Source organism: Gordonia sp. AC31 (assembly GCF_031844505.1).
GTDB classification, from domain to species: domain Bacteria; phylum Actinomycetota; class Actinomycetes; order Mycobacteriales; family Mycobacteriaceae; genus Gordonia; species Gordonia hongkongensis.
In genome coordinates, this window is the sequence record NZ_JAUZVK010000021.1 from 1 (window position 1) to 26,318 (window position 26,318).

22 protein-coding genes are annotated in these 26,318 nt (G+C 68.4%); 16 read left to right on the forward strand and 6 right to left on the reverse strand.

The window, feature by feature from the left end; translation table 11 throughout:
• Nucleotides 1–123 precede the first annotated feature (123 nt).
• Together Q9R39_RS19965 and Q9R39_RS19970 are read right to left on the reverse strand one after the other, a co-directional pair.
• Nucleotides 124–1,746, reverse strand: coding sequence for a DUF222 domain-containing protein (locus Q9R39_RS19965; protein WP_311278026.1), 1,623 nt, complete (start codon nucleotides 1,744–1,746; stop codon nucleotides 124–126).
• Between the two features lie 217 nt (nucleotides 1,747–1,963).
• Nucleotides 1,964–2,887 (reverse strand): manganese-dependent inorganic pyrophosphatase, encoded by a 924-nt coding sequence (locus Q9R39_RS19970; protein ID WP_311278027.1) that lies wholly within the window; start codon nucleotides 2,885–2,887, stop codon nucleotides 1,964–1,966.
• A 137-nt stretch (nucleotides 2,888–3,024) separates the two neighbouring features.
• Here Q9R39_RS19970 and Q9R39_RS19975 point away from each other — a divergent pair, with 137 nt between their 5' ends.
• On the forward strand, nucleotides 3,025–4,455 hold the full coding sequence (locus Q9R39_RS19975) for an MFS transporter (protein WP_311278028.1): 1,431 nt from the start codon (nucleotides 3,025–3,027) through the stop codon (nucleotides 4,453–4,455).
• Here Q9R39_RS19975 and Q9R39_RS19980 read toward each other — a convergent pair.
• Nucleotides 4,368–5,222 (reverse strand): alpha/beta fold hydrolase, encoded by an 855-nt coding sequence (locus Q9R39_RS19980; protein WP_311278029.1) that lies wholly within the window; start codon nucleotides 5,220–5,222, stop codon nucleotides 4,368–4,370. The two genes, Q9R39_RS19975 and Q9R39_RS19980, sit on opposite strands and share 88 nt — an antisense overlap.
• Nucleotides 5,223–5,340: 118 nt before the next feature.
• Here Q9R39_RS19980 and Q9R39_RS19985 point away from each other — a divergent pair, with 118 nt between their 5' ends.
• From Q9R39_RS19985 to hisG, 5 genes are all read left to right on the forward strand, one after another.
• Nucleotides 5,341–5,811, forward strand: coding sequence for a CinA family protein (locus tag Q9R39_RS19985; RefSeq protein WP_137810644.1), 471 nt, complete (start codon nucleotides 5,341–5,343; stop codon nucleotides 5,809–5,811).
• Between the two features lie 65 nt (nucleotides 5,812–5,876).
• A complete protein-coding gene (locus Q9R39_RS19990) occupies nucleotides 5,877–6,677 on the forward strand; it encodes a helix-turn-helix transcriptional regulator (protein WP_058250424.1) in 801 nt (266 codons plus the stop codon).
• Between the two features lie 80 nt (nucleotides 6,678–6,757).
• Complete coding sequence (locus Q9R39_RS19995; protein WP_311278045.1) at nucleotides 6,758–7,429, forward strand: HAD family phosphatase; 672 nt, start codon at nucleotides 6,758–6,760, stop codon at nucleotides 7,427–7,429.
• Nucleotides 7,426–7,689: a phosphoribosyl-ATP diphosphatase gene (locus Q9R39_RS20000; RefSeq protein ID WP_014926729.1), complete on the forward strand. Its 264-nt coding sequence runs from the start codon at nucleotides 7,426–7,428 to the stop codon at nucleotides 7,687–7,689. Before Q9R39_RS19995 ends, Q9R39_RS20000 begins: the two co-directional genes overlap by 4 nt.
• An 89-nt stretch (nucleotides 7,690–7,778) precedes the next feature.
• On the forward strand, nucleotides 7,779–8,624 hold the full coding sequence (gene hisG / locus Q9R39_RS20005) for an ATP phosphoribosyltransferase (protein ID WP_311278030.1): 846 nt from the start codon (nucleotides 7,779–7,781) through the stop codon (nucleotides 8,622–8,624).
• Between the two features lie 78 nt (nucleotides 8,625–8,702).
• Here hisG and Q9R39_RS20010 read toward each other — a convergent pair whose 3' ends face one another.
• Together Q9R39_RS20010 and Q9R39_RS20015 are read right to left on the reverse strand one after the other, a co-directional pair.
• Nucleotides 8,703–9,548, reverse strand: coding sequence for a thioesterase family protein (locus tag Q9R39_RS20010; protein ID WP_311278031.1), 846 nt, complete (start codon nucleotides 9,546–9,548; stop codon nucleotides 8,703–8,705).
• A 67-nt stretch (nucleotides 9,549–9,615) separates the two neighbouring features.
• Entirely contained in the window at nucleotides 9,616–10,500 is an 885-nt protein-coding gene (locus Q9R39_RS20015) for a RecB family exonuclease (protein ID WP_311278032.1), read from the reverse strand.
• 203 nt (nucleotides 10,501–10,703) lie between these two features.
• On the opposite strand from Q9R39_RS20015, the gene Q9R39_RS20020 reads away from it, so the two are divergent.
• The 3 genes from Q9R39_RS20020 to Q9R39_RS20030 all read left to right on the forward strand — a co-directional run bounded on the left by Q9R39_RS20020 (nucleotide 10,704) and on the right by Q9R39_RS20030 (nucleotide 16,205).
• Entirely contained in the window at nucleotides 10,704–11,534 is an 831-nt protein-coding gene (locus Q9R39_RS20020; protein WP_065632207.1) for a tRNA (adenine-N1)-methyltransferase, read from the forward strand.
• Between the two features lie 201 nt (nucleotides 11,535–11,735).
• Nucleotides 11,736–13,553 (forward strand): proteasome ATPase, encoded by a 1,818-nt coding sequence (gene arc / locus Q9R39_RS20025; protein WP_311278033.1) that lies wholly within the window; start codon nucleotides 11,736–11,738, stop codon nucleotides 13,551–13,553.
• Nucleotides 13,554–13,670: 117 nt separating this feature from the next.
• A complete protein-coding gene (locus Q9R39_RS20030; protein WP_311278046.1) occupies nucleotides 13,671–16,205 on the forward strand; it encodes an FHA domain-containing protein in 2,535 nt (844 codons plus the stop codon).
• Between the two features lie 390 nt (nucleotides 16,206–16,595).
• Here Q9R39_RS20030 and glgP read toward each other — a convergent pair whose 3' ends face one another.
• Entirely contained in the window at nucleotides 16,596–19,190 is a 2,595-nt protein-coding gene (glgP, locus tag Q9R39_RS20035; protein ID WP_311278034.1) for an alpha-glucan family phosphorylase, read from the reverse strand.
• A gap of 67 nt (nucleotides 19,191–19,257) precedes the next feature.
• Between glgP and dop the strand changes: the two genes are divergently transcribed.
• The 7 genes from dop to Q9R39_RS20070 all read left to right on the forward strand — a co-directional run bounded on the left by dop (nucleotide 19,258) and on the right by Q9R39_RS20070 (nucleotide 26,275).
• Complete coding sequence (gene dop, locus Q9R39_RS20040; protein WP_058250430.1) at nucleotides 19,258–20,757, forward strand: depupylase/deamidase Dop; 1,500 nt, start codon at nucleotides 19,258–19,260, stop codon at nucleotides 20,755–20,757.
• 194 nt (nucleotides 20,758–20,951) lie between these two features.
• Complete coding sequence (locus Q9R39_RS20045) at nucleotides 20,952–21,143, forward strand: ubiquitin-like protein Pup (protein WP_004019064.1); 192 nt, start codon at nucleotides 20,952–20,954, stop codon at nucleotides 21,141–21,143.
• A complete protein-coding gene (gene prcB / locus Q9R39_RS20050; protein ID WP_068970063.1) occupies nucleotides 21,140–22,021 on the forward strand; it encodes a proteasome subunit beta in 882 nt (293 codons plus the stop codon). Before Q9R39_RS20045 ends, prcB begins: the two co-directional genes overlap by 4 nt.
• Nucleotides 22,018–22,809: a proteasome subunit alpha gene (prcA, locus tag Q9R39_RS20055; RefSeq protein ID WP_311278035.1), complete on the forward strand. Its 792-nt coding sequence runs from the start codon at nucleotides 22,018–22,020 to the stop codon at nucleotides 22,807–22,809. Before prcB ends, prcA begins: the two co-directional genes overlap by 4 nt.
• Nucleotides 22,810–22,884: 75 nt before the next feature.
• Entirely contained in the window at nucleotides 22,885–24,243 is a 1,359-nt protein-coding gene (gene pafA / locus Q9R39_RS20060) for a Pup--protein ligase (protein WP_004019052.1), read from the forward strand.
• A gap of 68 nt (nucleotides 24,244–24,311) precedes the next feature.
• Nucleotides 24,312–25,304, forward strand: coding sequence for a YafY family protein (locus Q9R39_RS20065; protein ID WP_068969984.1), 993 nt, complete (start codon nucleotides 24,312–24,314; stop codon nucleotides 25,302–25,304).
• The gene (locus tag Q9R39_RS20070) at nucleotides 25,304–26,275 is read left to right on the forward strand and encodes a YafY family protein (RefSeq protein WP_165630095.1); all 972 of its coding nucleotides are present in this window, start codon (nucleotides 25,304–25,306) and stop codon (nucleotides 26,273–26,275) included. Before Q9R39_RS20065 ends, Q9R39_RS20070 begins: the two co-directional genes overlap by 1 nt.
• Nucleotides 26,276–26,318 lie beyond the last annotated feature (43 nt).

Here is a 26,318-nt window from a genome sequence, read left to right on the forward strand (position 1 = left end):
TTCGCAGTCCACGACGGCCGTCAGGCCGCAGACACTGAGGTATGAGGAGCGATAGCCGCCGGGCCGAGCAAGGGACGAAGGAGGTCGACGAGCTACGACGGGTCCTCTTGCGCTGTAGCGCAGTCAGTTGCGTGCGAGGTACTCGGCTAGGAATGCTTCGACGAGGGAGGGTCGGAGCTGTCGTTGGCCGGGTCGGGGTGGTCTCACGTCGATGACGTGGCTGGTTCTCGACCATGATCGACGCGCGTCGTCGTGGTGCCGGTTGTTCGGGCGCGCGTGATCGCCGGACCGCGTTGGTGGCCCGTGGATCTGCTCGCGCACGGTGTTCAGGTGTTGTGTGAATCGCCGCGGGATGTCGGGTCGGCGGTTGAGGCGTTCGGGGTTGGGTGGTGCGCCGGGTTCGGCGTTGAGTCGCCAGAGGCAGCGGCCTTCATCGGGTCCAGAGCGTTCGATGTGGGTGGTGTACTGGCCGGGATTGTCGCCGACCATGCGGTTATGACGGGGACAGGCTGGGGCGAGATCGTCGATGTCGGTGAGACCACCCTTGGCCCAGTCCTTCTGGGCGTGATGAAGCTCGACGTGGGTGGCGGGCTGATCACACCCGGGCGCCGAGCACACTTCGCCGTCAGGGCGGGCGAACGAGACGAGGCGTTGTTCGCGGGTGGCGAGTCGTTTCCCGCGCCCGAAGTGCAGGGGGACGGCGGTGGCGTTTTTGAAGATGGCCAACCACGGCTGGACCTCACCGGCCATCGCGATCAAGTCCCGGATGGGAAGCAGGGTGCCGGTGGCGGTGGTGGCGAGTCCGGCTTCGCGGATGAGGTCGTTGAGGTCGGCTTTGATGATCAGTTGCACGGGCAACCCGCGGTGCGACTTTCCAAGGGTCCCGTCGGCGAATCCGGCGGCGAGTGCGGCGTCGAGGGCGTCGTGGTTGACCTGCGCGGGAGTGCGGCTGTCACGGTCGGCCGCGGCTGTCAGGGCGTCGGGGTCGGCGGTGCCGACGGGTCCGGACGGTGAGTGGGGGTCGTCGGGGTTATTGAGTCCTGGTTTGCCCCATACGGCGAACATCATCGACAACCGGGCGGCGAGTTCGGGGGTCAGCGTGCCGGAGATCTTCGCGGTGCCATCAGCGCGTTGGCGGCCGATCCACAGGTTGCGGCGTCGTTTCTGGTCGGTGTCATCAGCCAATGTGCCGTCGGGGTCGAGATGAGCCAGCAGCCGGGCCCCGAGTTGAGTGATGTCGGCGGGTGTGTGGTCGGTGGCGATCTCGGCCATCTGCCGTTCAGCCGCGACTTTCACATCATGGTCAGTTCCATGCGGGATCTGTTCGAGAACATCCAAGGCAGCCTGCACGTGCGCGGAACCGACCGCTCCTGCGGCGAACGCTTCGGCCAGGGTGGGATGTTCAGGTGGTAGGATCTCGCCGCCGAGGCTGGTGCGGGTGGCGGTGGCGTCCATCTGCTTACGGCGTCGCATCGGGTTGGACACTCGTAGCCGGTGGGTCATGTACTGCATGAGTGTTCGGCACCCGGCTTTGCGGGGCAGGTCGCGGGCCTCGACCTGATCGATCTGCCGGTCACCGGCAACAGTCAACCGTGCGATCGCTTTCTCGGTATCGGCTGCCACTTCGGCCAACTCGGCATCGGTGCACGGCCCCAGGTCGACCGTCTGCAACTCGTCCACGATGCGGTGGAGGTCGGCAACCAACTCGACAGCACGCGGCTGCGGCGTCGCTGATCCGTCAGACATGGCCACCCCCCAAGAACCGTAGGTGCGAATGTACGTTCGAGTGTACAGCACAGCCGGCATCTCGCAACTCGAAAGTTTCTGTTGTGCAACGGCATTCGTCGACGACAACTTGTCGGTGCGTTGTGGTAAATGGGGGTGCCGGTTTGCGTTGTCCTCGAATTATGTTGTTACGAGTCCTCTCTCGACTGCGGATGTGCTCGGGGAGGCCAGAGACCGCTCAGACGTCCAGCACTTCGGTCAACTGCGGGACGATCTGCTTCTTGCGCGAGACGACGCCTTTGCCGAAGGCATGGCCGTCCGCCACGGTGACCCCGAGTGCCTGTTCGACCGCCGAGGCGGGTTCGCCGACCACCAGCAGATCCGAGTCGGCCTTGATCACATCGGTGATGAGCAGGAGGTAGAGGTCGTAACCGGCTGCCTCCTTCTCGGCGGCCATCGCCGTGAGGAACTCGTCGCGGCGTGCGAGCACCTCGGCGGAGTCGACCGTGGTGATCTGCGAGACCCGCACCGTCTTCGGGCCCATTTCAAAGCTCTTGGAGTCCCGTCCGATGATCGCCGACACCGGCTCGTCGCCGAGCGCGGTCCCGGCCCGTAGAAGCGCGTCGCCGTACTCGTCGACGTCGACGCCCGCGATCGCGGCGAGCTCCGCGGCGGCCGCACGGTCGGCGTCGGTGCAGGTGGGGGAGTTGAACAACAGGGTGTCGGAGATGATCGCCGACAGCATGATGCCCGCCTCTGGGCGCGGGATCTCGACCCCGTTCTCCGCGTACATCCGGGTGAGAATCGTGCAGGTGCATCCGACCGGTTCGACGCGCATGTACAGCGGCGCCGCCGTCTCGAAGTTGGCGATCCGATGGTGGTCGATGACCTTCAGAACGGTCACGTCGGTGATGTCGGCGACGCTCTGCTGGCGCTCGTTGTGGTCGACGAGCATCACCTCCGCCGGCGCGGCCGTCTCGATGACGCGCGGCGCGTCGAGTCCGAAATGCTCCAGTGCGAACGCGGTTTCGAGACTCGGCCGGCCCAGTGCGACGGCCTCGACATCGCTGCCCAGCGCGGCTTCGAGGTGGGCGAGGCCGATCGCAGCCCCGATGGCATCGGTGTCGGGGTTGCGGTGTCCGAACACCAGGATCTTCGACATGGGACCTCGGCTTTCTCCTCGGCGGTGGGCGTGGGCCCAGACTACGACGATCCCGGCGCCTCGCGGTCTCGTTCCCGGTGAGCATGATCCTCAGCCGGTCGGCGCCCGCCCCGGGGTCGGCGTTCTACATTGGCTCCATGTCCACGACCGGACGTCGACGCGTCATCCTGGTCGTCTGCTGTCTGAGCATGTTCCTCGTCGGCCTCGACATCTCCGCGGTCAACGTGGCGCTGCCGTCGATCGGCGCCGATCTCGACGCCACGCCGTCTCAGCTCCAGTGGGTGATCGACTCGTACACGCTGGTCGTCGCGAGCCTGCTCATCCTCGGCGGCACCACCGGCGACCGGCTCGGTCGCAGACGCATCTTCGGGGTCGGCCTCGCGATTTTCGGAACCGGGTCGGTGCTCTGCGCGGTGTCGCCGACACCGGAGGTGCTCATCGCGGCCCGGGCCGTCCAGGCGGTCGGTGGCTCGATGCTGAACCCGGTGGCCCTGTCGATCGTGACCACTGTGTTCACCGAGCCGAAGGCGCGTGCGCGGGCGATCGGGTTGTGGGGGAGTGCATTCGGGGCGAGTCTGGCCTTCGGCCCGGTCGTCGGCGGTGCGCTCGTCTCCGGCCTGGGCTGGCAGGCGATCTTCGTGCTCAATGTCCCGGTGTGCGTGCTCGCCCTCGTTCTCAGCCGGCGGTACGTCCCTGAGTCGAGGGCGCCACAGCCTCGACGGGCCGATGTGGTGGGTCAGCTGCTGATCCTCGTGCTGTTGGGAACCGTGACGTTCGGGATCATCGAAGGGCACGTGCTGGGCTGGACGTCCGGAGTCATCGTCGGCTGCTTCGCGGTCGCTGCGTGCTCGTCTGCGGTCCTCGCCTGGTACGAGCTCCGCCGCGACGAGCCGCTTCTGGATCCGCGGTTCTTCGGCAGTGTGCCCTTCACCGTCGCGGTCGTCTGCGCGGTCATCGCGTTCGCGGCGACCGGCGGGTTCCTCTTCCTCAATACCCTGTACCTGCAAGAAGTCCGCGGGCTGAGTCCGTTGGGGGCAGGTCTGATGCTGATCCCGATGGCGGTTGCCTCCGCGTGCAGTGCGCCGGTTTCCGGGCGCCTCGTGGCTGCGCGGGGGACGCGGATGCCGCTGATCACGGGCGGGGTCGGCATAGCGGCGGGTGGAGTGCTGCTCCTCGACGTCGGACCCGACACCCCGTTCACCTACCTCGGCACGGCCTACCTCGTGTTCGGCATCGGCTTCGGACTGGTCAACGCGCCCATCACGAATGCCGCGGTCTCGGGCATGCCGCGGACCCAGGCGGGGCTCGCCTCCGCGATGGCCTCCACCGGGCGGCAGGTCGGGACGGCGCTGGGCGTGGCGGTGTCCGGTGCTATCGCGTTCTCCGGACGGGTGGAAACTGTGGCCGACGACCTGAGCGCCACCGCACGACCGTTCTGGATGGTGGTGACATCGTGCGGCGTGGCGATCGCCGTGCTGGCCTACCTCGCTACCGGCGCCTGGGCGGAACGAACCGCCGTGCGCACACGCGACCGCGTCGAGTCCCGATCGGGCTCCTGGACGGCGTGAGATTCCCACCATCGCGCGATCAGCTCGACGATCCCGTCAGGCGTCCGCGTCCATCCGAGGTGCGTCGCGACGCCCCCGGCCGGACCGTCGGAGGCCCGGTAACACAGTTCCGACATCGCGTCCTTGTCGAACGCCGCGTCGTAGGCGTCCGCGGCGCGGCCGGACACGACCTCGTCGTCGTGCAACCGGATCGACAACGCCGGCAACCGCATTCGGGAGTCGAGTGCGAACGGCGCCCACCCGGTCAGCACCATGCGCGCCCATTCCCGCATCAGCGTGCGCGGCGTCGGACCGCCGAAGCCGCGTCGTGGCCACCGGCCGAGAACCGCCGCGACCGGCGTGACCGACGCGGCCAGTGCGGCGAGCGGGATCCCGCGTGCGCCGTAGTGTCGGAAGTGGGGGACCGAGGCGCCGATCGCCACGATCCCGTCGGGAGCACGATCGGTCCGTGACGCCACGATCGCAGCCAGCTGTGCGCCCAGGCTGTGACCGAGCACCAGGACCCTCGTCTCCGGGGTTTCCGTCCGGGCGGCGGTCACGGCGTCGGCCAGATCGTCCGCCTCGTCGGCATAGGACCAGTCGGAACGTCGAGACGGTGGCTCGCTTCCCTCCTCGATCCCTCGCCGAGGGACGATCACGACGTCGAAACCGGCTCTGGTCAGGGCCTCCGTCAAGCGCCGGTACACACGCGCCGGCACTCCCATCGCCGGCGAGATCAACACCGTCGTGTGCCGTGTGCGAACGGGGTCGTTCTCTATGCGGGTCATGTCCCCAACGTCTCGCACCCACGCCGCCGGCACCACTACCTACCAGGTAGTCGTTTCAGGGCGCGGCCCTGTGGATACCAACCAGCGATGGTCGACGCGGACACGAAGGGAGCGACACATGTCGGATGTGAGTGACTTCTCGGAAACCTGCAAGCGCGTGGCGGACGCCGCGATGGAAGCGGGCGTCCGGATCGCGGTCGCCGAATCGCTGACCGGCGGGAACCTGGCAACCGAACTGAGCAAGGCGCCGAACGCGGGTACGTGGTTCCGCGGCGGGGTCGTGGCCTACCACAAGGACGTCAAGTATGACCTGCTCGATGTGCCCGAGGGGCCGGTCGTGAGCGAGACCGCGGCGCGCGCGATGGTGGCGTCGACCGCGAGGTTGTTCGACGCCGACCTCGTCGTCGCGGTGACCGGTGAGGCCGGTCCCGAGCCCGACGAGGCGGCACCGGGAACGGTGTGGTTCGGACTGGACCACCGCGGCCGCGTCAGCGCCTCCCGGGAAGTGTTCGACGGCGAACCCGAAGAGGTCCTCGCCCAGACGATCGGACACTCGTTGGAGTTGATCGAGTCCTGCCTACGGTCCTGATCGCCGGACGACCGTTACCCGTGAGGTAGTCGCCGCGCTCCCGCCCGGGACCTACCATGACCCCCATGACCGTCGAGGTGGGAAGCATGCTGCGGCAGTGGCGCTCTCGCCGCTCGTTGAGCCAGCTGGATCTCGCCTACGAGGTCGGTGTCTCGCCGCGTCACCTCAGCTTCGTCGAGACCGGTCGGTCACGCCCGAGTCCGGCGCTGCTCGAGGCGCTCTCCGAGCGGCTCGATGTTCCGTTGCGAGAACGAAATTCGCTGCTCCTCGCGGCCGGGCACGCACCCCGCTACAGCGAGGAACCGCTCGACTCGGACACGATGGCCCACGTCCGGTCGTCGGTCCAGCGATTGCTCGACGCCCACAACCCGAACATGGGCATGGCGCTCGACCGGACCTGGAACGTCGTGCTGGCCAACGACACCGCGCTCACCCTCCTCGAGTTGCTGCCGCCCGAACTGCAGACCGGACCGGTCAATCTGTTCCGGGTGTCGCTGCATCCGGACGGATTCGCGCGGGCCACGCACAACTTCGACGAGTGGGCGACCTACCTGCTCGAGTTGCTCCGGCGGATGGCGCGGATCACCGGCGACCCGCGCCTCGCCGACCTCGAACGGGAGGTCTCGGGGTATCCGACCGTCGCCGCGCTCGACGGACGCCTCGCCCGCGACCGTGCCGGAGTCGGGGGACAACCGCAGTTGTTGGTGCCGTTCCGGCTCGCACTCGGCGATCAGGTGCTGTCGTTCTTCAGCACCCTCACGACGTTCGGCTCCCCACGCGATGTCACCCTCGAGGAGCTGACCATCGAGCTGTTCTACCCCGCCGACGAGCCCACCGAGCGGTGGGTTGCGATGATGCAGGGGTGACCGACACCGCCCCCGACGTCTCCACCGCCGGCCCCACCTCACCCTCGGGTGCGCGCCTCCCCGCTGCCGTGCTGTGGGACATGGACGGCACGCTGCTCGATTCCGAACCGATCTGGGACGTCGCGATGGCGGAACTGGCCGCACGGCACGGCATCGTCATGTCCCCGGAACTCCGCGAATCCACTCTCGGGAACTCGCTGCCGGACGCATTGGCGAAGGTGCACGACGCGGCCGGTCTGTCCGCCGCGGAGCGCGATCCCGATGCCGACGGACGCTGGACCCTCGATCGGGTCGCCGAACTGTTCGCCGACGACCTGCCGTGGCGCCCCGGCGCACCCGAAGCACTCGACCTGGTGGCCGGGGCAGGGATCCCGATGGTGCTGGTGACGAACACGGTGCGGGAGTTGGCCGAGGTGGCCCTGGAGACCATCGGGCGTGAACGCTTCACCACTACGGTCTGCGGCGACGAGGTGGCGGTGGGCAAACCCGCGCCCGACCCCTACCTGCGCGCGGCGGAACTGCTCGGTGTCCCGACGGCCGACTGTCTGGCCGTCGAGGACTCGCCGACCGGTGCCCAGGCGGCATCGGCGGCCGGATGTCCGACGCTCGTCGTCGAGTCCGCAGCACCGGTCGAGCCGGGTCGGCTGCGCGTCTTCCGGACCAGTCTGGTCGGGCTGGACCTCGACGACGTCGCCGGTGCATGGACCGGCGGTCTCGCGCGCATCTCGACATGCAAAAATGAGGAATCGTGAAGACTTTCGAGGAGCTGTTCGCCGAACTCAGCGACAAGGCGCAGAGCCGTCCCGAGGGTTCGGGTACCGTCGCCGCCCTCGACTCCGGTGTCCACACCCTGGGCAAGAAGATCATCGAAGAGGCGGGTGAGGTCTGGCTCGCCGCCGAACACGAATCCGACGAGTCGCTCGGCGAGGAGATCTCGCAGCTCGTCTACTGGCTGCAGGTGATGATGATCAAGCGGGGACTGACGCTGCAGGACGTGTACCGACATCTGTGACCGGCTGACCCGGTCCGGACACAGTCCACACGACACAGTTCTGCTCCATCCCCGCGCCCGCAGGCGCACTCCACGAAAAGGACAACGAGATGCTGAGAGTGGCCGTACCCAACAAGGGTGCGCTCTCCGAATCCGCGTCGGCCATCCTCTCCGAGGCCGGCTATCGCCGCCGGACCGACGCCAAGGACCTCACGGTCCTCGACAACAACAACGACGTCGAGTTCTTCTTCCTGCGTCCCAAGGACATCGCGATCTACGTCGCTTCCGGCCGGCTCGACCTGGGCATCACCGGACGTGACCTCGCCCGCGACTCCGGCGCCGAGGTGGGCGAACAGCTGGCCATGGGCTTCGGCTCGTCGACCTTCCGTTACGCGGCTCCGGCCGACCAGAAGTGGGCAGTGGCCGATCTCGCGGGCAAGCGCATCGCCACGTCGTACCCGAACCTCGTGCGCGAGGACCTGGCCGGTCATGGCATCACCGCCGACATCATCCGGCTCGACGGTGCGGTCGAGATCTCGATCCAACTCGGTGTCGCCGACGCGATCGCCGACGTCGTCGGTTCCGGTCGCACGCTGCGTCAGCACGGCCTGGTGGCGTTCGGTGAATCGCTGTGCGATTCCGAGGCAGTCCTCATCTCCCGACGCGACGCCGACCTCACCAAGGCCGAGCGGCAGTTCGTCGCCCGAGTGCAGGGCGTGGTGTTCGGACAGCAGTACGTGATGATCGACTACGACTGCCCCCGTTCGCTTCTCGATCAGGCGTCGGCGCTCACACCGGGCCTCGAGTCGCCGACCGTGGCACCCATGGCCGACCCGGACTGGGTCGCGGTCCGCGCAATGGTGCCCCGCAAGGACCACCAGAACCTCATGGACGAGCTGTCCGAGCTCGGTGCCAAGGCCATCCTGGCGACGGACATCCGGTCCTGCCGGTTCTAGCGGAGGCAAATCCACCCATTTTCGGCAAACCCACCAGCTGCGGGCTGGTGGGTTTGCCGATCAGTGGTGGATTTGTGGCTACCGAGCCGCGCTGAGCATCACCGTCTGGGCCGACCGGCCGATGTGCCCGGAGGCGTCGTAGAGGTCGGCGAAGGTGCTGCCGAATCCGTCCGGACCGGCGATCATGTGGGCGTCGATGCCGACCCACGGTCCGCTCGGGACGCGCGTCAGGTGCACGGTGGTGTCGGTGTTCATCCACGTCCACCGATTCGGGCGGAGTCGGGTGCCCAACCCGTTGGCGACGTCGATGACGGTGAACATCGACTCCAGGTCCTCGGTCTTCTCGTCGGCGACGAGCGGGATCGCCGGCCGCAGCCACACCGCGGGAGTCGAGCCGTTGCGCCCCTCGGCCCGGACCGACTCGATGGTGCCGATGAACCCGAGGGTGCCCCAGTCGACCGCCTCGCCGTTGTCGTCGGAGAAGCCGATCACCGCCTTCGACTCGTCCGGTCCGGGCGTCAGGGGATCGGGACCGTTCGCGATCTCGGCGGTGTCGGCGACGCGGAGCCGCCACCCCACCGAGCGGGCGGCGGCGCGGAACGTCCCGTCGGCCTGCTGCACCTGCAGTTCGGTCTCGACGAGGCTGATCTGGCGGCCCGGCCGCACAACCCGGGCGGCGACCCGGTTGACGCCCAGTCCGACCGGGCCGAGGATCTCGGTGGTCACACGCGTGAAGTGCTGCGCCGGGTCGGGCTCGCACCGCAGCAACGACCGCATCAGCAGGGCCGACGGGGGACCACCGTGTTGCATCGTCGGCGACCACACGCTCAGCGTCGCCTCGGTCGGGCGGAAGTACTCGAAGTCGCCCTCGTCACGGGCAGTATTCGACGGGGCATCGATGGGTTCGTAGTACGAGTTCTCCACCCGAGTCACTCTATGACTGCCGACATAATGGGTCGGGGCGGGGGCGTCCCGCGGACGTCGGGGCTGCTCAGGCCGCGAAACCCGCCGGGGGACCGGGGTACGGCGGGATGACGCCCCCGAACTCCGGACACCGGGCGTGGTGCTCACAGAACTTGCACGACCACGACTTCTTCGGCCGGAAGTCGCCCGAGGCCACGGCCGTGCGGATCGCCTGCCAGATCGCGCGCAGGGTGCGCTCGAAGCGGAGCAGCTCGTCACGGTCCGGGCTATAGATCAGCTGTTGCCCGTCGGAGAGGTACATCAGCTGCAACCGGGCGGGAACGACTCCGCGGGTGCGCAGGATCGCGAGCGCGTAGAACTTCATCTGGAACAACGCCTTGGCTTCGTACGCCTCACCTGGCGACCGCCCGGTCTTGTAGTCGACGACGCGTATCTCGCCGGTCGGCGCGACATCGATGCGGTCGATGAACCCCCGCATGAGCATGTCGTCGGCGTCGATCTCGACGTGTTCCTCCACCGCGTCGGCGTCGAAGGCGGTCGGGTTCTCCATCGTGTAGTAGGTGGCGATGAGCTTGTGCGCATCGGCGAGGAACGCGGCCTGGCCACCTTCGCCGATGACCTTCGCGAGCTCCGGGTCGCCCTCGCACATCGCGGCCCAGGCGCCTTCGACCAGCAACTCGGCCGAGTCCTGGGTGCGGAGCTCGGCCGGGAGGTCGAACAGATTCTCCAGCGCGGCATGAACGACTGTGCCCCTGGTCTGCGCGGTGGTGGGGGTCTCCGGGAAGCGGTCGATCGCACGGTAGCGGTAGAGGAGCGGGCACTGCTTGAAGTCCGCAGCGCGGGACGGCGACAGCGCCAGTGGGCGCCCGACGATCCCTCGCGCATCCGAGTCGGGGCCGCCCGGGGTCCCTGTCGGGGTCGTGCTGGGGGAGGCGTCTCCGACTCCGGTCATCGTGCTCACCCTTCGCAGGGTAGGCGCCGGGCCCGACAGTCCGAGGTCCCGACACTCGGGTCCGCTCGCCGGCCACCCGGGCGGCGCCCTCCCCGCAGCGACACGAGGCAGGACCGGGCCACCTCGTCGGGTAACGTCCACACGGCCCACGAACCCCTGCGCCGAGTCGCGCGGGTTCGGATCGTTCACGAGAGGAAGCACCAGTGCCCACCACCGGACCGTTCGTCGTCGGCGACCGGGTTCAGCTGACCGATGCAAAGGGGCGCAAGTTCACGGTGCTGCTCGACGAGGGAAAGCAGTTCCACACCCACCGCGGTGCCATCTCCCATGACGACCTCATCGGTTCGCCCGAGGGCAGCATCGTCTCCGCGACCAGCGGTACCCAATATCTGGCGCTGCGCCCGCTGCTCGTCGACTACGTGCTCTCGATGCCGCGCGGGGCCCAGGTCATCTACCCCAAGGACGCCGCCCAGATCGTCCTCGAGGGCGACATCTTCCCGGGCGCCCGCGTCCTCGAAGCCGGTGCCGGCTCCGGCGCGCTGACGTGTTCGCTGCTGCGCGCGGTCGGTGCCGACGGAGAGGTTGTCTCCTTCGAGATCCGGGATGACCACGCCGAGCACGCGATCCGCAACGTCGAGACCTTCTTCGGGGGACGGCCGGACAACTGGCACCTCACCGTCGACGATCTGGCGAACGTGGATCGGGACGAACGGTTCGATCGCGTCATCCTGGACATGCTCGCGCCCTGGGAACCGCTCGACGTCGTGCGGACCGTGTTGAAACCAGGCGGGGTCTTGACGGTCTACGTGGCGACCGTCACCCAGTTGTCCCGGGTGATGGAGGCCCTGCGCGAGCAGGAGTGCTGGACCGAGCCCCGGGCCTGGGAGACGCTCCTCCGCGAGTGGAGCGCGGTGGGCCTCGCGGTGCGTCCCGAGCACAAAATGCAAGGCCACACGGCTTTTCTGATCACGGCCCGGCGCCTTGCCGACGGCACGACCACACTGCGTCCGCAGCGCCGTCCGAGCAAGGGCTGAGCCCGGTCGCGGAGCAACGGCCAGTCGCCGAGCTGCGCGGTGAAACATCGCGAATACGTTGCGAAGACGCACATTTAACACACCGTCAACACCGGCGATTGCGCGGTGGACGGCGATTCGCCGTCTCGGCCGGTAGCGTAGGGATACGGCGCGAGCATTCCGATCGAGGGATCGGGTGATTGCCGGCGAGAGGAGTCAGCAATGACCGAATCTGACCGCCACGACGCACTGGGGGACCGCGCGGTTCCCGAGGGCGCCAGTGCATCCGACGAGGGCTTCGTCCCCGCCTACACTCCGCCCCCGCCGCGGAGCGGCACCGAGTCGCCGCTGTCGCGGAGCGGCGCGGACTCGTCTGCGCGCGGCGCAGCCGGCCGGCCGGCCGGGGATCTCCAAGAGCGGGTGGACAGCCTCACCGCACGCAACGCGAAGCTGCTCGACACCCTCAAGGAAGCCCGACAGCAACTCGTCGCTCTCCGCGAGGAGGTCGACCGTCTGGGTCAGCCGCCGAGCGGATACGGCGTCTTGCTGGACGTGCACCCCGACGCCACCGTCGACGTGTTCACCTCGGGCCGCAAGATGCGCCTCACCTGTTCGCCCAACATCGACACCGACCTGCTGACCAAGGGTCAGACCCTGCGTCTGAACGAGGCCCTGACCATCGTCGAGGCCTGTGAATTCGACACCGTCGGCGAGATCAGCACGCTGCGCGAGGTGCTCGGTGACGGCAAACGTGCCCTGGTCGTCGGTCACGCCGACGAGGAGCGGGTGGTCTGGCTGGCCGAACCGCTGCTCGGCGAGGTCGACGGCGAGGACGGTCTGCGTCGCAAGTTGCGTCCCGGCGACTCACTGCTCATCGACACCAAGGCCGGGTTCGCGTTCGAGCGGGTGCCCAAGGCCGAGGTCGAGGATCTCGTCCTCGAAGAGGTCCCCGACGTCGGTTACGAGGACATCGGTGGCCTGGGCCGCCAGATCGAGCAGATCCGCGACGCCGTCGAACTCCCGTTCCTGCACAAGGACCTGTTCCGCGACTACCAGCTGCGTCCCCCGAAGGGCGTGCTGCTCTACGGTCCGCCCGGCTGTGGCAAGACGCTCATCGCCAAGGCCGTGGCCAACTCCCTGGCGAAGAAGATCGCGCAGGTGCGCGGCGACGACGCCAAGGAGGCGAAGTCGTACTTCCTGAACATCAAGGGCCCCGAGCTGCTCAACAAGTTCGTCGGTGAGACCGAACGGCACATCCGGCTGATCTTCCAGCGGGCGCGCGAGAAAGCTTCGGAGGGCACGCCGGTCATCGTCTTCTTCGACGAGATGGACTCGATCTTCCGCACACGCGGATCGGGCGTCTCCTCGGACGTGGAGACCACCGTCGTCCCACAGCTGCTCAGTGAGATCGACGGCGTCGAGGGCCTCGAGAACGTCATCGTGATCGGTGCGTCGAATCGCGAGGACATGATCGACCCCGCGATCCTGCGCCCGGGGCGCCTCGACGTGAAGATCAAGATCGAGCGTCCCGACGCCGAGTCCGCGATCGACATCTTCTCCAAGTACCTCACCGAGGAGCTGCCCATCCACGCCGACGACATCGGCGAGTTCGGGGGCGATCGCACGGCCTGTGTCAACGCGATGATCGAGAAGGTCGTCGAGCGGATGTACGCCGAGAGCGAGGACAACCGGTTCCTCGAGGTCACCTACGCCAACGGCGACAAAGAGATCATGTACTTCAAGGACTTCAACTCCGGCGCGATGATCCAGAACGTCGTCGACCGGGCCAAGAAGTACGCGATCAAATCGCAACTCGACACGGGTGCGCCGGGTCTGCGCGTCCAGCATCTCTTCGACTCCATCCTCGACGAGTTCGCGGAGAACGAGGACCTGCCCAACACGACCAACCCCGACGACTGGGCCCGGATCTCGGGCAAGAAAGGCGAGCGGATCGTCTACATCCGCACGCTGGTCACGGGCAAGAGTGCGGGCGCGAGCCGGGCCATCGACACCGAGACGAACACGGGTCAGTACCTGTAGCGACAGTGGTCTCGACCGAGCAGACAGCCGACTCCCACGGGGTCGGCTGTCTGCTCGACAGAACCGCGTGAACAGCGCCGTCAAGCACTAGAGTTGTCGGCGATGAACAGCACATCGATGGCGCGTGGACGAGTGATCGTCGACGGTGGGGCGCCGCATCCACTGGGCGGCGCTCCGCGCATCACCCTGGGGCGTGAGCCCGACAACGACATCGTGATCAACCATCCGATGGTGTCGCGTCGGCATCTCGCCATCGAGTGGCGCGGTACGGCCTGGTGTCTCGTCGACATCGGCAGCACCAACGGCTTCTTCGTCAACGGCCGGCGGATGGCCGAGTTCATGGTGCCCGGTACGACCCAGGTACGCCTCGGTGACGTGAACACGGGTCCGGTCGTCGACCTCGTGGTCGACGTGCCCGCATCCGGCGGCCGACCGCCCTCGAGTGGTCCCGGGCGCAGCGTGCCGTCCCGGCCGGGTCCGCCGGTCTCGCGTCCGATGCAGTCGGGCTACCCGCCGTCAGGTCCTCGCTCGGCGGGGTTCCCGGGCGCGGGCGTCCCGGCCTCCGGGCAGATGCCCGCTCACGCGCCGGGCGGACGACAGTACCGAGTGGACCCGATGCCGCAGGAAGTCCTGAGCGCGCCGCATCTGCAGGCGCTGCAGCAGAACGTGTCGGCGGTCTACCGCCTGCCCGGCGCGCCGACACCGCCCGAGCGCGAGTCGATCTCGCTCCGCGGAGTCCAGCGGATCGGACGCACGCCCGACAACGACATCGTCGTCAGCGACGTCCTGGCGTCCCGGCACCACGCTCAGGTGTCCAGCCGCGGGGCGGCCCTCGTGATCGAGGACCTCGGCAGCGTCAACGGAACCTTCGTCAACGGCCGGCGGGTGTCGAGCGCGCAACTGACCGACGGCGACGTCGTCACCATCGGCAACAGCGACTTCGTGGTGTCCGGCGGCACGCTGATGCGCGGGCAGGAGAGCGCCGCGGTCGCCGACGGCCTCCACGTCCACGGGGTCAGTCTCGTCGTCGACGGCGGGAAGCGTCTGCTCGCCGACGTGGACTTCAGCGCCAGTCCGGGCACGCTGACCGCGGTGATCGGCCCCTCGGGCGCGGGTAAGTCGACGGTGTCGAAGATCGCGGCCGGGCTCAACTCACCGACGAGCGGCCTGGTCACCTTCGAGAGCCGCAACGTCCACGCCGAATACGACGCTCTGCGCACCCGCATCGGCATGGTGCCGCAGAAGGACGTCCTGCACCACAAGCTCACGCTCCGGCAGGCATTGCGCTACGCCGCGGAACTGCGCCTGCCACCCGACCTCTCGAAGGCCGATCGGGACCGGGTCATCGACGGGGTGCTCAGCGAGCTGCAGCTGACCGAGCACGTCGACACCCGCGTGGAGAAGCTGTCCGGCGGCCAGCAGAAGCGCGCATCGGTCGCGATGGAGTTGCTGACGGGTCCGTCACTGCTCATACTCGACGAACCGACCTCCGGTCTCGACCCCGCACTCGACCGGCAGGTGATGGCCACCCTCCGCCGGCTCGCCGACGCCGGGCGTGTGGTCCTCGTGGTCACGCACTCGCTGACCTATCTGTCCATGTGCGACCAGGTGCTGCTGCTGGCGCCCGGCGGCAAGACGTCCTTCTGCGGCCCGCCCGGACAGGTCGAGGGGGAGATGGGCACCTCCGACTGGGCAGAGATATTCGCGTACGTCGCCGATCAGCCGGACACCGCACACATGCGGTACCTGGACCGGCACCGCCGAGCGCCGAATCCGCCGCCGCCCCAGCGTCCCCCCGGTCCGCCGATACCGGTGCCGCACACGAGCTTCACCCGCCAGTCGTCGACCATCGCCCGACGCCAGGTACGGCTCATCTTCGCCGACGTCGGCTATCTCGTCTTCCTCGTGCTGCTACCCGTCGTGCTCGGCCTGCTCACCTTGGTGATCCCGGGTTCGAGCGGGTTCGCCCGCCTCGAGGTGATCCCGAACGCGCCGCCACCGAAGGACGGCGCGGAGGCGATCCAGATCCTCGTCGTGCTCGTCGTCGGGGCCGCGTTCATGGGGGCCGCGCTGACTGTGCGCGATCTCGTCGGGGAGCGCGACATCTTCGAACGCGAGCGCGCCGTCGGGTTGCGGCCCGGCGCATACCTTTTCGCCAAGATCGTGGTGTTCTTCGTCGCCGCGGTGCTGCAGACGATCATCATGGTCGGCATCACCTTCGCCGGTCGGGGGCTGCCCGACTTCGGCGGTCCGATCCTCCCGCCGCCGCTGGCGTTGCTCGTCGCGGTGGCCGTCCTCGCCTGCGTGAGCACGCTCGTCGGTCTCGCGATCTCGTCGGCGGTCAAATCCAACGAGCAGGTCATGCCGCCGCTGGTCATCGTCGTGATGGTCCAGTTGGTGTTCTGCGGCGGCCTGTTCAAACTCGACGGCATCGGACTCGAACAGCTGTCGTGGATCTTCCCGTCGTTCTGGGGGTATGTCGCCGCGGCCGGCAGCGTGGACCTCTACAACATCAATGTGGCCGCGCCGCAGCGCATCACGCTGTGGGAGACATCGGTCGCGCATACCGCACTCGCCTACGGCGTGCTCGCGGTGATCAGCGCGCTGCTGCTCGCCTTCACCTATTCGCGGCTGCGATTGAAGAAGCGCTGACGGCCGAACAGCGGCTGCTCCCTGAAAGACCCAGAGCTTGCGAGGTTCGGCCCCTCTGCTCCCTGAGGAGACCCGGAGCTTGCGAGGTACGGCCCCTCTGCTCCCTGAGGAGACCCGGAGCTTGCGAGGTTCGGCCCCTCTGCTCCCTGAGGAGGCCGGAGCTTGCGGAGGCCGTCACGAAGGGTCCTGGCGAGATGCGTCGCCAAACCCTTCGAGGCTCGTCGACCTCGACGCGCTCCGCTTGAACGCCACAGACCAGCGGTTTTGTTGTTTCGGATTAGGGCGGGGGTCGCACGCGCGCTTCGATCGCTCCTCAGCGAGCGTCTCCCACGCTTGCGTGCTCCCTCCTCAGCGCGCGAAGTCGGCCGGAGGTTCAGGTCCTGTGTGAAATCAACCGGTCGTCGCCGGAAAGCGTACGAACCCGAGTTCGGACTCCGACGACAACTGCGGATGGCGGGGCAGCACCCGGACGGTGTAGCCGAGATGACCGGAGGCCGACGGCGGCACCAGTGCGGTGAACACCATCCGGCCCGACGCATCGCGGTCGGGTCCTGGGGTCATGTCGATGAACGTCGGTGCCAGGATCTCGCCGTCGTCGCCGACCCGGCCGAGTACCACCTGCACCGCGACCGACTCGGGCGCGAGATCTCCCAATGCCACATGGGCGGTGATCCAGAGTCCGTCCTCGCGACGCTCGTCCTCGACCCCGGCCACCTGCACCGACGACCATCCGGTCTCCAGGGTCCGGCGATAAGCCGCGAGGTCGCGCGCACCCGCGTAGGAGTCGGCGCATGCGGACTCGTAGGCGCGGGCGGCCGGGCAGTAGAGGTCGGTCGTGTAGTCGCGGACCATCCGCGAGGCGAGTACCTGCGGGCCGAGCCGAGTGAGAGTGTGGCGCATCATCTCCACCCACCGGCGGGGCACACCGTCGTCCGCCCGGCGATAGAAGAGGGGGATCACCGTCTTCTCGAGGAGCGTGTACAGCGCCTGCGCCTCCAGATCGTCGCGACGATGTTCGTCGGCGATCCCTTCCGCGGACGGGATCGCCCACCCGTTGTCGCCGTCGGCCATCTCGTCCCACCAGCCGTCCAGGATGGACAGATTGAGTCCGCCGTTGAGCGCCGATTTCATCCCCGAGGTCCCGCAGGCCTCCATGGGACGGACCGGATTGTTCAGCCACACATCGCAACCGGCGTAGATGAAACGCGCCATCGAGATGTCGTAGTCGGGGAGGAACACGATGCGATCGCGCAGTTCCGGATCCTCGGTGAACCGGACGACCTGCTGGATCAGGGACTTGCCTCCCTCGTCGGCCGGGTGGGCCTTGCCCGCGATGACCAGCTGCACCGGCCGATCGGGATCGGTGAGGATGGCGCGCATGCGCTCGGGATCGCGGAGCATCAGCGTCAGCCGCTTGTAGGTCGCCGCTCGCCGTGCGAATCCGATGGTCAGCACGTGCGGGTCGAACAAGTCGGCGGTCCATGCCAGTTCGGCGTGGGTGAAGCCGCGGTCGAGGCCGCTCGCGAGTGCGCGCCGCCGCACCTCGTCGACGAGTTCCGCGCGCAGCTCCTCGTGCGTTCGCCAGATCGTCTCGTCGGACAGGCCCGCGTACACCCCGGGCGCGGAGTCCTCGTCCCCGTCGGCGAAGTCGCGCCACGCCGGGGCCACCCAGGTCGGTCCGTGCACGCCGTTCGTGACCGCGCCGATGGGCACATCGGCGGCGTCGAAACCCGGCCACAGGTCGGCGAACATCTCCCGACTCACCGCACCGTGCAGCTGCGACACCCCGTTGCTGCGTTGCCCGAGCCGAAATCCCATGTGCGCCATGTTGAAGACGCCGGGCTCGGCCTCGTCGCCGAGTTCGGCCACCGTCGCCGCGGCCAGCCCGGGCAGCAGGCGGGATTTGCCGTCGGAGTCGGCGTCGAGGTAACGGGCGACGAGGTCGGCGGGGAAACGGTCGATCCCGGCCGGCACCGGGGTGTGGGTGGTGAACACGTTCGAGGCGCGGACCACCGCTTCCGCGGTGTCGAAGTCGAGCCCGCCGGCCACCAACTCGCGGATGCGTTCCACGCCGAGGAAGCCCGCGTGTCCCTCGTTCATGTGGAACACCGTCGGCTCGGGCCGGCCGGTGATCCGGACGTACTCGCGGAGCGCGCGGACACCGCCGATGCCGAGCAGGATCTCCTGTGCGATCCGGTGTTCCTGATCCCCGCCGTAGAGCCGGTCGGTCACCGCGCGCAGGGCGGCGCCTTCGGGCTCGTCATCGTTGCGATCGATGTCGGAGTCGAGGAGCAGCAACGGGATTCGGCCCACCGACGCCACCCACACCTGGGCCGACAGGGTCGCCCCGCCGGGCATCGCGACCTCGACGATCACCGGCTCCGCGCCGTCGCCCGGGGCGAGGAGCGTGAGGGGCAGGTCGGCGGGATCGTTCACGGGATACCGCTCGATCTGCCAGCCGTCGTGATCGAGGCCTTGGCGGAAGTAACCGGAGCGGTACAGCAATCCGACGCCGATCAGCGGCAGCCCGAGGTCGGAGGCCGCCTTGAGGTGGTCACCGGCGAGGATGCCGAGGCCGCCGGAGTAGATCGGCAGGACCTCGGAGACGCCGAACTCCATCGAGAAGTACGCGATTCCCGGGGGCACCACCCGGTCATGCGCCGAACCGTCCTGTCCCGATGACTCGGCCGCATACCTCTGGAACCACTGCGGTGCATCGAGATACTGCTCGAGGTCGGCGTGTGCCTCGGCGACCCGTGCCACGAAACCCTCGTCGTCGGCCAGCTCGACCAGACGGGTGGGGTCGGTGTCGGCGAGAACCCGGACCGGATCGCCGGTCGACGACCACAGGCGCGGGTCGATGGTGGCGAACAGCTCCTGGGTGGGGGTGTGCCAGGCCCAGCGCAGGTTGTGCGACAACGGCGCGAGGTCGGCGATCCGGTCGGGCAGCGGCACTCGAACGGTGAACCGGCGGAATGCTTTCACGGCGTCGACCGTACTCAGCACGTGCGGTGGTTGCGACCGGTGGCAAGTGAACATCTACCCTCGAAGGATGCAGCGAATCATCGGGACCGAGGTCGAGTACGGAATCTCCGCACCCGGCGACCCGACCGCGAACCCGATCATGACGTCCACCCAGGCGGTTCTCGCCTATGCCGCGGCCGCCGGTGTACCGCGCGCGAAGCGGACACGCTGGGACTACGAGGTGGAGTCGCCGCTTCGCGACGCCCGAGGTTTCGACCTCGGCCGCGGGGCCGGACCCGCACCGATCATCGACGCCGACGAGATCGGCGCGGCCAACATGATCCTCACCAACGGGGCGCGGCTGTACGTCGACCACGCCCACCCCGAGTACTCCGCACCCGAGGTCACCGACCCGATGGACGCGGTCATCTGGGACAAGGCCGGGGAGCGCGTGATGGAGGCCGCGGCTCGTCACGTGGCGAGCGTCCCGGGCGCTCCGAAACTGCAGCTGTACAAGAACAACATCGACGGCAAGGGCGCCTCCTACGGCACCCACGAGAACTACCTGATGGCGCGGGAGACCCCGTTCACCGCCGTCATCGCCGGGCTCACGACCTTCTTCGCGTCCCGGCAGGTGATCACCGGTTCGGGACGCGTGGGTATCGGCCAGTCCGGCGACGAGGCGGGTTATCAGCTGTCGCAGCGGTCGGACTACATCGAGGTCGAGGTCGGGCTGGAGACCACGCTCAAGCGGGGCATCATCAACACCCGCGACGAGCCGCACGCCGACCCCGAGCGATACCGGCGACTCCACGTCATCATCGGCGACGCCAACCTCGCCGAGACCTCGACCTACCTGAAGGTCGGGACCACCGCGCTCGTCCTCGACCTCATCGAGGCCGGGGTCGACTTCTCCGACATCGAGCTCGCGCGGCCGGTGCAGGCCGTACACACGATCAGTCACGACCCGTCGCTGACGGCCACGGTCGCACTCACCGACGGTCGCGAGCTCACCGGCCTCGCTCTGCAGCGGGAGTATCTGGAGCGTTGTCAGAAGTTCCACGACCAGGAGCACTCCGACGACCAGCGCGCCGCACACGTCCTGCAGACGTGGGCGGACGTGCTCGACCGCCTCGAGCGCGACCCGATGGAGTGCGCCGACATCCTCGACTGGCCCGCGAAGCTGCGCATCCTGGAGGGCTTCCGCCAGCGTGAGAACCTGTCGTGGTCGGCGCCGCGTCTGCAGCTCATCGACCTGCAGTACTCCGACGTCCGGCTCGACAAGGGGCTGTACAACCGGCTCGTCGCGCGCGGGTCGATGAAGCGGCTGACCGACGAGAACGACGTGCTCGCCGCGATCAGCGAGCCGCCGCGGAACACGCGCGCCTACTTCCGCGGCGAGTGTCTGCGCCGGTTCGGCGCCGACGTCGCGGCGGCGAGCTGGGACTCGGTCATCTTCGATCTGGGCGGGGACTCGCTGGTCCGTATCCCCACCCTCGAACCGCTACGCGGCACCGCGGCGCACGTCGGCAAGCTCCTCGACTCGGTGGACTCGGCCGCCGAACTGGTGGATCAGCTCACCACCTGACCGGCCGCGGCGCCTCGCCGTCTCCGACGGCATGTGCTTCGTTCCGCCACAGTTGTCGTCCCCACAGGTAGTGTGGGAGCACACGATTCCGCAGGGTCGAGACACCGGATCAGCGCCGCGACAGCGACACCCGATCCCGACTCCCTCGACCGCGGTAGCCCGCCAAGGGGCGATCGGTTTCAAGGAGGCAGCAGATGGCGCAGGAACAGACCAAGCGTGGTGGCGGCGGCGACGACGAGGGCGTGGGCCCCGATTCCGGCGCCGGACAGGAACGTCGCGAGAAGCTGGCCGAGGACACCGACGACCTGCTCGACGAGATCGACGACGTGCTGGAGGAGAACGCCGAGGACTTCGTGCGCGCCTACGTCCAGAAGGGCGGCCAGTGAGCGACAGGTTCGGTTCACTGCCCCCGCTGTCCCAGTTCCGCCCCGGCTCGTTCGCCGGCGCCGACATCTCGTCGTTCACCGAATTCCTCCGGACGCATGCGCCGGAACAACTCCCGCAGGCCCAGGTCGACCGGGTGGGGTCGTTCGCCGGCGGCGCCGACGGCGCCGGTGACATCCCGCACGGCACGACGATCGTGGCCGTGTCATACCCGGGTGGGGTCGTCCTCGCCGGGGACCGCCGGGCCACCATGGGCAACCTCATCGCCACGCGCGACGTCAAGAAGGTCTACATCACCGACGAGTACTCGGCGGCCGGGATCGCCGGCACCGCCGGGATCGCGATCGAGATGGTCCGGCTGTTCACCGTCGAACTCGAGCACTACGAGAAGATCGAAGGCGTCCCGCTGACCCTCGACGGCAAGGTCAGCCGGCTGGCGTCGATGGTGCGGGGCAATCTCGGCGCGGCCCTGCAGGGTCTGGCGGCCATTCCGCTGCTCGTCGGCTACGACATCGACCACGACGATCCGAACGAACGCGGACGCATCTTCAGCTTCGACGTCGCGGGTGACCGGCACGAGGAGTTCGGTGGCTACACCGCCATCGGCTCGGGGTCGGTGTTCGCCAAGTCCTCGCTCAAGAAGCTCTACCGACCCGATCTGACCGCCGACGAGGCGCTCGCGATCGCCGTCGAATCGTTGTACGACGCGGCCGACGACGACTCGGCGACCGGCGGGCCCGATCTGGTCCGCAAGATCTTCCCGATGGCCGCCATCGTCGGCGCCGACGGGGCCCGGGAGGTGGACGCGACCGACATCGAGGCGGCGGCACGTGCCGTCGTCGAACGCCGCAGCGCCGAGCACGAGGGGGGTGCCCGATGACCTTCCCGTATTACGCCAGTGCCGAGCAGATCATGCGCGATCGCTCGGAGCTCGCTCGCAAGGGCATCGCCCGGGGACGCAGCGTCGTGATCCTCACGTTCGCCGACGGTGTGCTGTTCGTCGCGGAGAACCCGTCCAACACGCTCCGCAAGACCAGCGAGATCTACGACCGGATCGGTTTCGCGGCGGTGGGCAAGTACAACGAGTTCGAGAGCCTGCGCAAGGCCGGCATCCAGATCGCGGACATGCGCGGCTACAGCTACGACCGTGCCGACGTGTCCGGGCTGTCGCTGGCCAACACCTACGCCAACGCACTGGGCAGCGTCTTCACCGAGCAGGCGAAGCCGTTCGAGGTCGAGCTCTGCGTCGCCGAGGTCGCCCGTCCGGGCAAGCCGAAACGGTCGCAGCTGTACCGGATCTCCTACGACGGGTCGATCACCGACGAGACCCGCTTCCTGGTGATGGGCGGGGCGACCGAACCGATCGCGGCGGCCCTCAAGGACAGCTACGAGCCCGACATGGAGCTCGGCCGGGCGATCGGCGTCGCGGTCACCGCCCTGACGGCGCCGGCCGACAACGGTGGCGGGACCCCGACCGAACGCCGGGTGCTCGCAGCGGGCGATCTCGAGGTCGCCGTCCTCGACCACAACCGTCCGCGGCGCGCGTTCCGGCGCCTCACGACGTCCACGGTCGAAGGACTCCTCCCGCAGGCTGCGGCGGCCCAGTCCTCGAATACACCGTCCGAGGCGGACGAAGCCCCTGGTGAGACGTCATCCTCCGAACAGTGACGAGAACGCCGCGGCGTGCGGCGGCCGGTGCGTGTCGACCGGTCCGCCGCGGCCCGCGCGAGTAGGGTTGGTCAAGTGCAGCGACGAATCATGGGCATCGAGACCGAGTTCGGTGTCACGTGCACCTTCCACGGCCACCGCCGCCTGAGTCCGGACGAGGTCGCGCGGTACCTCTTCCGCCGGGTCGTGTCGTGGGGCCGGTCCTCGAACGTCTTCCTGCAGAACGGCGCTCGCCTCTATCTCGACGTCGGATCGCATCCCGAATACGCCACGGCGGAGTGCGACAGCCTCATCCAGCTGATCAACCACGACCGCGCGGGCGAACTGGTTCTCGAGGACCTGCTCGTCGATGCCGAACAACGCCTGGCCGACGAGGGCATCGGCGGCGACATCTATCTGTTCAAGAACAACACCGACTCGGCCGGCAACTCCTATGGATGCCACGAGAACTATCTCGTCGTGCGGGCGGGGGAGTTCTCCCGCATCTCCGACGTCCTGTTGCCCTTCCTCGTGACGCGCCAACTGATCTGTGGTGCGGGCAAGGTGCTGCAGACCCCCAAGGCCGCGACCTTCTGCCTGTCCCAGCGCGCCGAGCACATCTGGGAGGGCGTCTCCTCGGCGACCACCCGATCGCGCCCGATCATCAACACACGCGACGAGCCGCACGCCGACGCCGAGAAGTACCGCAGGCTGCACGTCATCGTGGGCGACTCGAACATGTCGGAGATGACCACCCTCCTCAAGGTCGGTTCGGCGGCTCTCGTCCTGGAGATGATCGAGGCCGGTGTCGCGTTCCGGGACTTCGCGCTCGACAATCCGATCCGCGCCATCCGCGAGGTCAGCCATGACCCGACAGGGCGACGCCCGGTGCGCCTCGCCGGCGGTCGGCAGGCCAGCGCCCTCGACATCCAGCGCGAGTATCACGCACGCGCCGTCGAGCACCTCACCAACCGCCGACCAGACCCCGAGATGGACATGGTCGTGGACCTGTGGGGACGGATGCTCGACGCCGTGGAGAGCGACGACTTCGCCAAGGTCGACACCGAGGTCGACTGGGTCATCAAGCGCAAGCTGTTCCAGCGCTACCAGGACCGGTACTCGATGGAGCTCTCGGATCCGAAGATCGCGCAGCTCGACCTGGCGTTCCACGACATCAAACGCGGCCGCGGCGTGTTCGACGTCCTGATGCGCAAGGGGTTGGTCGCCCGGGCGACCACCGACGAGGCCATCAAGACCGCGGTCAACGAGCCGCCACAGACCACCCGCGCCAAGCTCCGGGGCGACTTCATCTCGGCCGCGCAGAAAGCCGGGCGTGACTTCACCGTCGACTGGGTTCACCTCAAGCTCAACGACCAGGCCCAGCGGACGGTGCTGTGCAAGGACCCGTTCCGCAGTGTCGACGAGCGCGTCGATCGCCTCATCGCCTCGATGTGAGCGCCGGGTCACCGGCGAACCCAGCGTGCCTCCGCACGCGGTGAACGGCCACGTTCTAACCTGACTCGGTGGCAACCCCCAAAGTCGAGCGTCTGCTCAACCTCGTGATCTGCCTGCTGTGGACGCGACAGTACGTCACCGCCGACTACATCCGCCGCAACGTCGCGGGCTATTCGGACGACGGGCAGTCCGACGAGGCGTTCAACCGGATGTTCGAGCGGGACAAGAACGAGCTACGAGATCTCGGGATCCCCCTCGTGACCGGCCGGTCGCCGATGGCGGCCGGCGCCGAGGGATACCGCATCGACCGCGACTCGTACGAGTTGCCGGAGGTCTCGCTGGAGTCCGACGAGGCCGCGGCGATCGCCATGGCCGCCGCGCTGTGGGACACCCCCGAGGTCTCGACGCTGTCGCAGACGGCGATCCTCAAGCTCCGGGCCGCCGGGCTCGATGTCCGCTCCGAGGACGATCTGGGGATCACCTCGGGCGGGTCATCACGATCGCTCGGCTCCGAAGAGGTCATTGCCGGCCTGCTCGCCGCGGTCCAGGACCGCCGTGCCGTCGAGTTCCAACATCGATCGTCTGCCGCGGCCGCCCCGACCACCCGACGCGTCGAACCGTGGGGGGTCGTGTCACACCGGGGCCGCTGGTACGTCGTCGGCCACGACCGTGACCGCGACGCCACCCGGACCTTCCGGCTGTCGCGGATCACGGCGGTCGCCGCGGTCGGTGCCGCCGACGCGGTCGTGGTCCCGGCCGGCACCGATCTCCAGCAGATCGTCTCCGCGGCGGTCGATTCCGCTGCCGGTTCGGACGGACGGGTCGCGCGGATCTGGGTCGCGGCCGACCGGGCATTCGGCCTCCGCAGGGCCGCGACGACGACTGAACCCGCCGACTTCGACGGCGAACGCGGCGACATCGTGACCCTCGACATCCACTCGCTGACCGCGGTGGCACGGATGGTGCTTGGTGTGGGCCGCGATGCGGTCGTCCTCGATCCGCCCGAGTTGCGCGAGCTCGTCATCGCGAGCCTCGACCGTCTGATGGGGGTGAGCGTCTGATGGCCGCGGCAGCGCCGTCGAGACTCAACCGACTGCTGGCGATGGTCCCGTATTTCCAGGCCCGCCGGGGCATCTCGGTTGCTCAGGCCGCCGACGAACTCGGGGTCACGCAAGCGCAGCTCACGAAGGACCTCGAGCTGCTCTTCGTCTGCGGGCTACCGGGCTATTACCCCGACGACCTGATCGAGCTCGAGTTCAGCGAGGGTTACGTCACGGTCGGGTTCACCGCGGGCATGGACCGGCCACTGCGGCTGACGACCGTGGAGGCGAGCACGCTTCTCGTCGCACTGCGGGCGCTGGTCGAGACCCCGGGGGTCGTCGATGTGGCGGCGGCCAGGCGGGCGATCGCCAAGATCGAGCAGGCGGTGGGTGCGACGGTGCCGGGGGTCGCGGGAGCGTCCGACGCACCCGCCGAGCCGTCGGGGGAGAACCCCACGTACACGACGATCCGCGAGGCCACCAAGAAAGCGCGGGCATTGCGCCTGCGCTACTACTCGGCCGGACGCGACAGCGTCACCGACCGCGTGGTCGACCCCATCCGCCTGCAGGTCATGGACCAGCACACCTATCTCGAGGCCTGGTGCCGGATGGCCGAAGGCGTGCGGTTGTTCCGGTTCGACCGCGTCGACACCGCGACCGCCCTCGACGAGCCGAGCCGTCCGCCGGCCGAGGCGGCGGCGTCGAATCAGTCGGTGCTCGTCGCCGAGGACCCCGACCTCCCGGCCGTCGAGATCGAGATCGACGCCGATCACCTGTGGATTCTCGACTACTACCCGCTCGAACCCCTCGAGACCGTCGAGGACCGGCCCGATCCAGGTCTCCCCGTCCGCGCCCGGCTGGTCTACGGCTCGCCGGAATGGCTCACCCGATTCCTGCTCGGATTCGCCGGCGCCGTGCGGGTCGTCGACGACCCGGCGGTCGCCGCCGCGGTCGCCGACACCGCGGAGGCCGCCCGCGGACGTTATCGCTGAGACCGGCCACGGCTGGGCCCCTCCGGCTCGGCGTGTGTCGGGT

What these genes read in the sequence shown, in the direction of transcription:
- Q9R39_RS19990 (WP_058250424.1), top strand. Translation starts at nt 5,877, where the DNA reads ATGACCGTCGAGGTGGGAAGCATGCTGCGGCAGTGGCGCTCTCGCCGC.
- Q9R39_RS19965 (WP_311278026.1), bottom strand. Translation starts at nt 1,746, where the DNA reads ATGTCTGACGGATCAGCGACGCCGCAGCCGCGTGCTGTCGAGTTGGTT.
- Q9R39_RS19970 (WP_311278027.1), bottom strand. Translation starts at nt 2,887, where the DNA reads ATGTCGAAGATCCTGGTGTTCGGACACCGCAACCCCGACACCGATGCC.
- dop (WP_058250430.1), top strand. Translation starts at nt 19,258, where the DNA reads ATGCAGCGAATCATCGGGACCGAGGTCGAGTACGGAATCTCCGCACCC.
- Q9R39_RS19995 (WP_311278045.1), top strand. Translation starts at nt 6,758, where the DNA reads ATGGACGGCACGCTGCTCGATTCCGAACCGATCTGGGACGTCGCGATG.
- Q9R39_RS20030 (WP_311278046.1), top strand. Translation starts at nt 13,671, where the DNA reads ATGGCGCGTGGACGAGTGATCGTCGACGGTGGGGCGCCGCATCCACTG.
- Q9R39_RS20015 (WP_311278032.1), bottom strand. Translation starts at nt 10,500, where the DNA reads ATGACCGGAGTCGGAGACGCCTCCCCCAGCACGACCCCGACAGGGACC.
- Q9R39_RS20070 (WP_165630095.1), top strand. Translation starts at nt 25,304, where the DNA reads ATGGCCGCGGCAGCGCCGTCGAGACTCAACCGACTGCTGGCGATGGTC.
- hisG (WP_311278030.1), top strand. Translation starts at nt 7,779, where the DNA reads ATGCTGAGAGTGGCCGTACCCAACAAGGGTGCGCTCTCCGAATCCGCG.
- Q9R39_RS20045 (WP_004019064.1), top strand. Translation starts at nt 20,952, where the DNA reads ATGGCGCAGGAACAGACCAAGCGTGGTGGCGGCGGCGACGACGAGGGC.
- prcA (WP_311278035.1), top strand. Translation starts at nt 22,018, where the DNA reads ATGACCTTCCCGTATTACGCCAGTGCCGAGCAGATCATGCGCGATCGC.
- arc (WP_311278033.1), top strand. Translation starts at nt 11,736, where the DNA reads ATGACCGAATCTGACCGCCACGACGCACTGGGGGACCGCGCGGTTCCC.
- Q9R39_RS19980 (WP_311278029.1), bottom strand. Translation starts at nt 5,222, where the DNA reads ATGACCCGCATAGAGAACGACCCCGTTCGCACACGGCACACGACGGTG.
- Q9R39_RS19975 (WP_311278028.1), top strand. Translation starts at nt 3,025, where the DNA reads ATGTCCACGACCGGACGTCGACGCGTCATCCTGGTCGTCTGCTGTCTG.
- Q9R39_RS19985 (WP_137810644.1), top strand. Translation starts at nt 5,341, where the DNA reads ATGTCGGATGTGAGTGACTTCTCGGAAACCTGCAAGCGCGTGGCGGAC.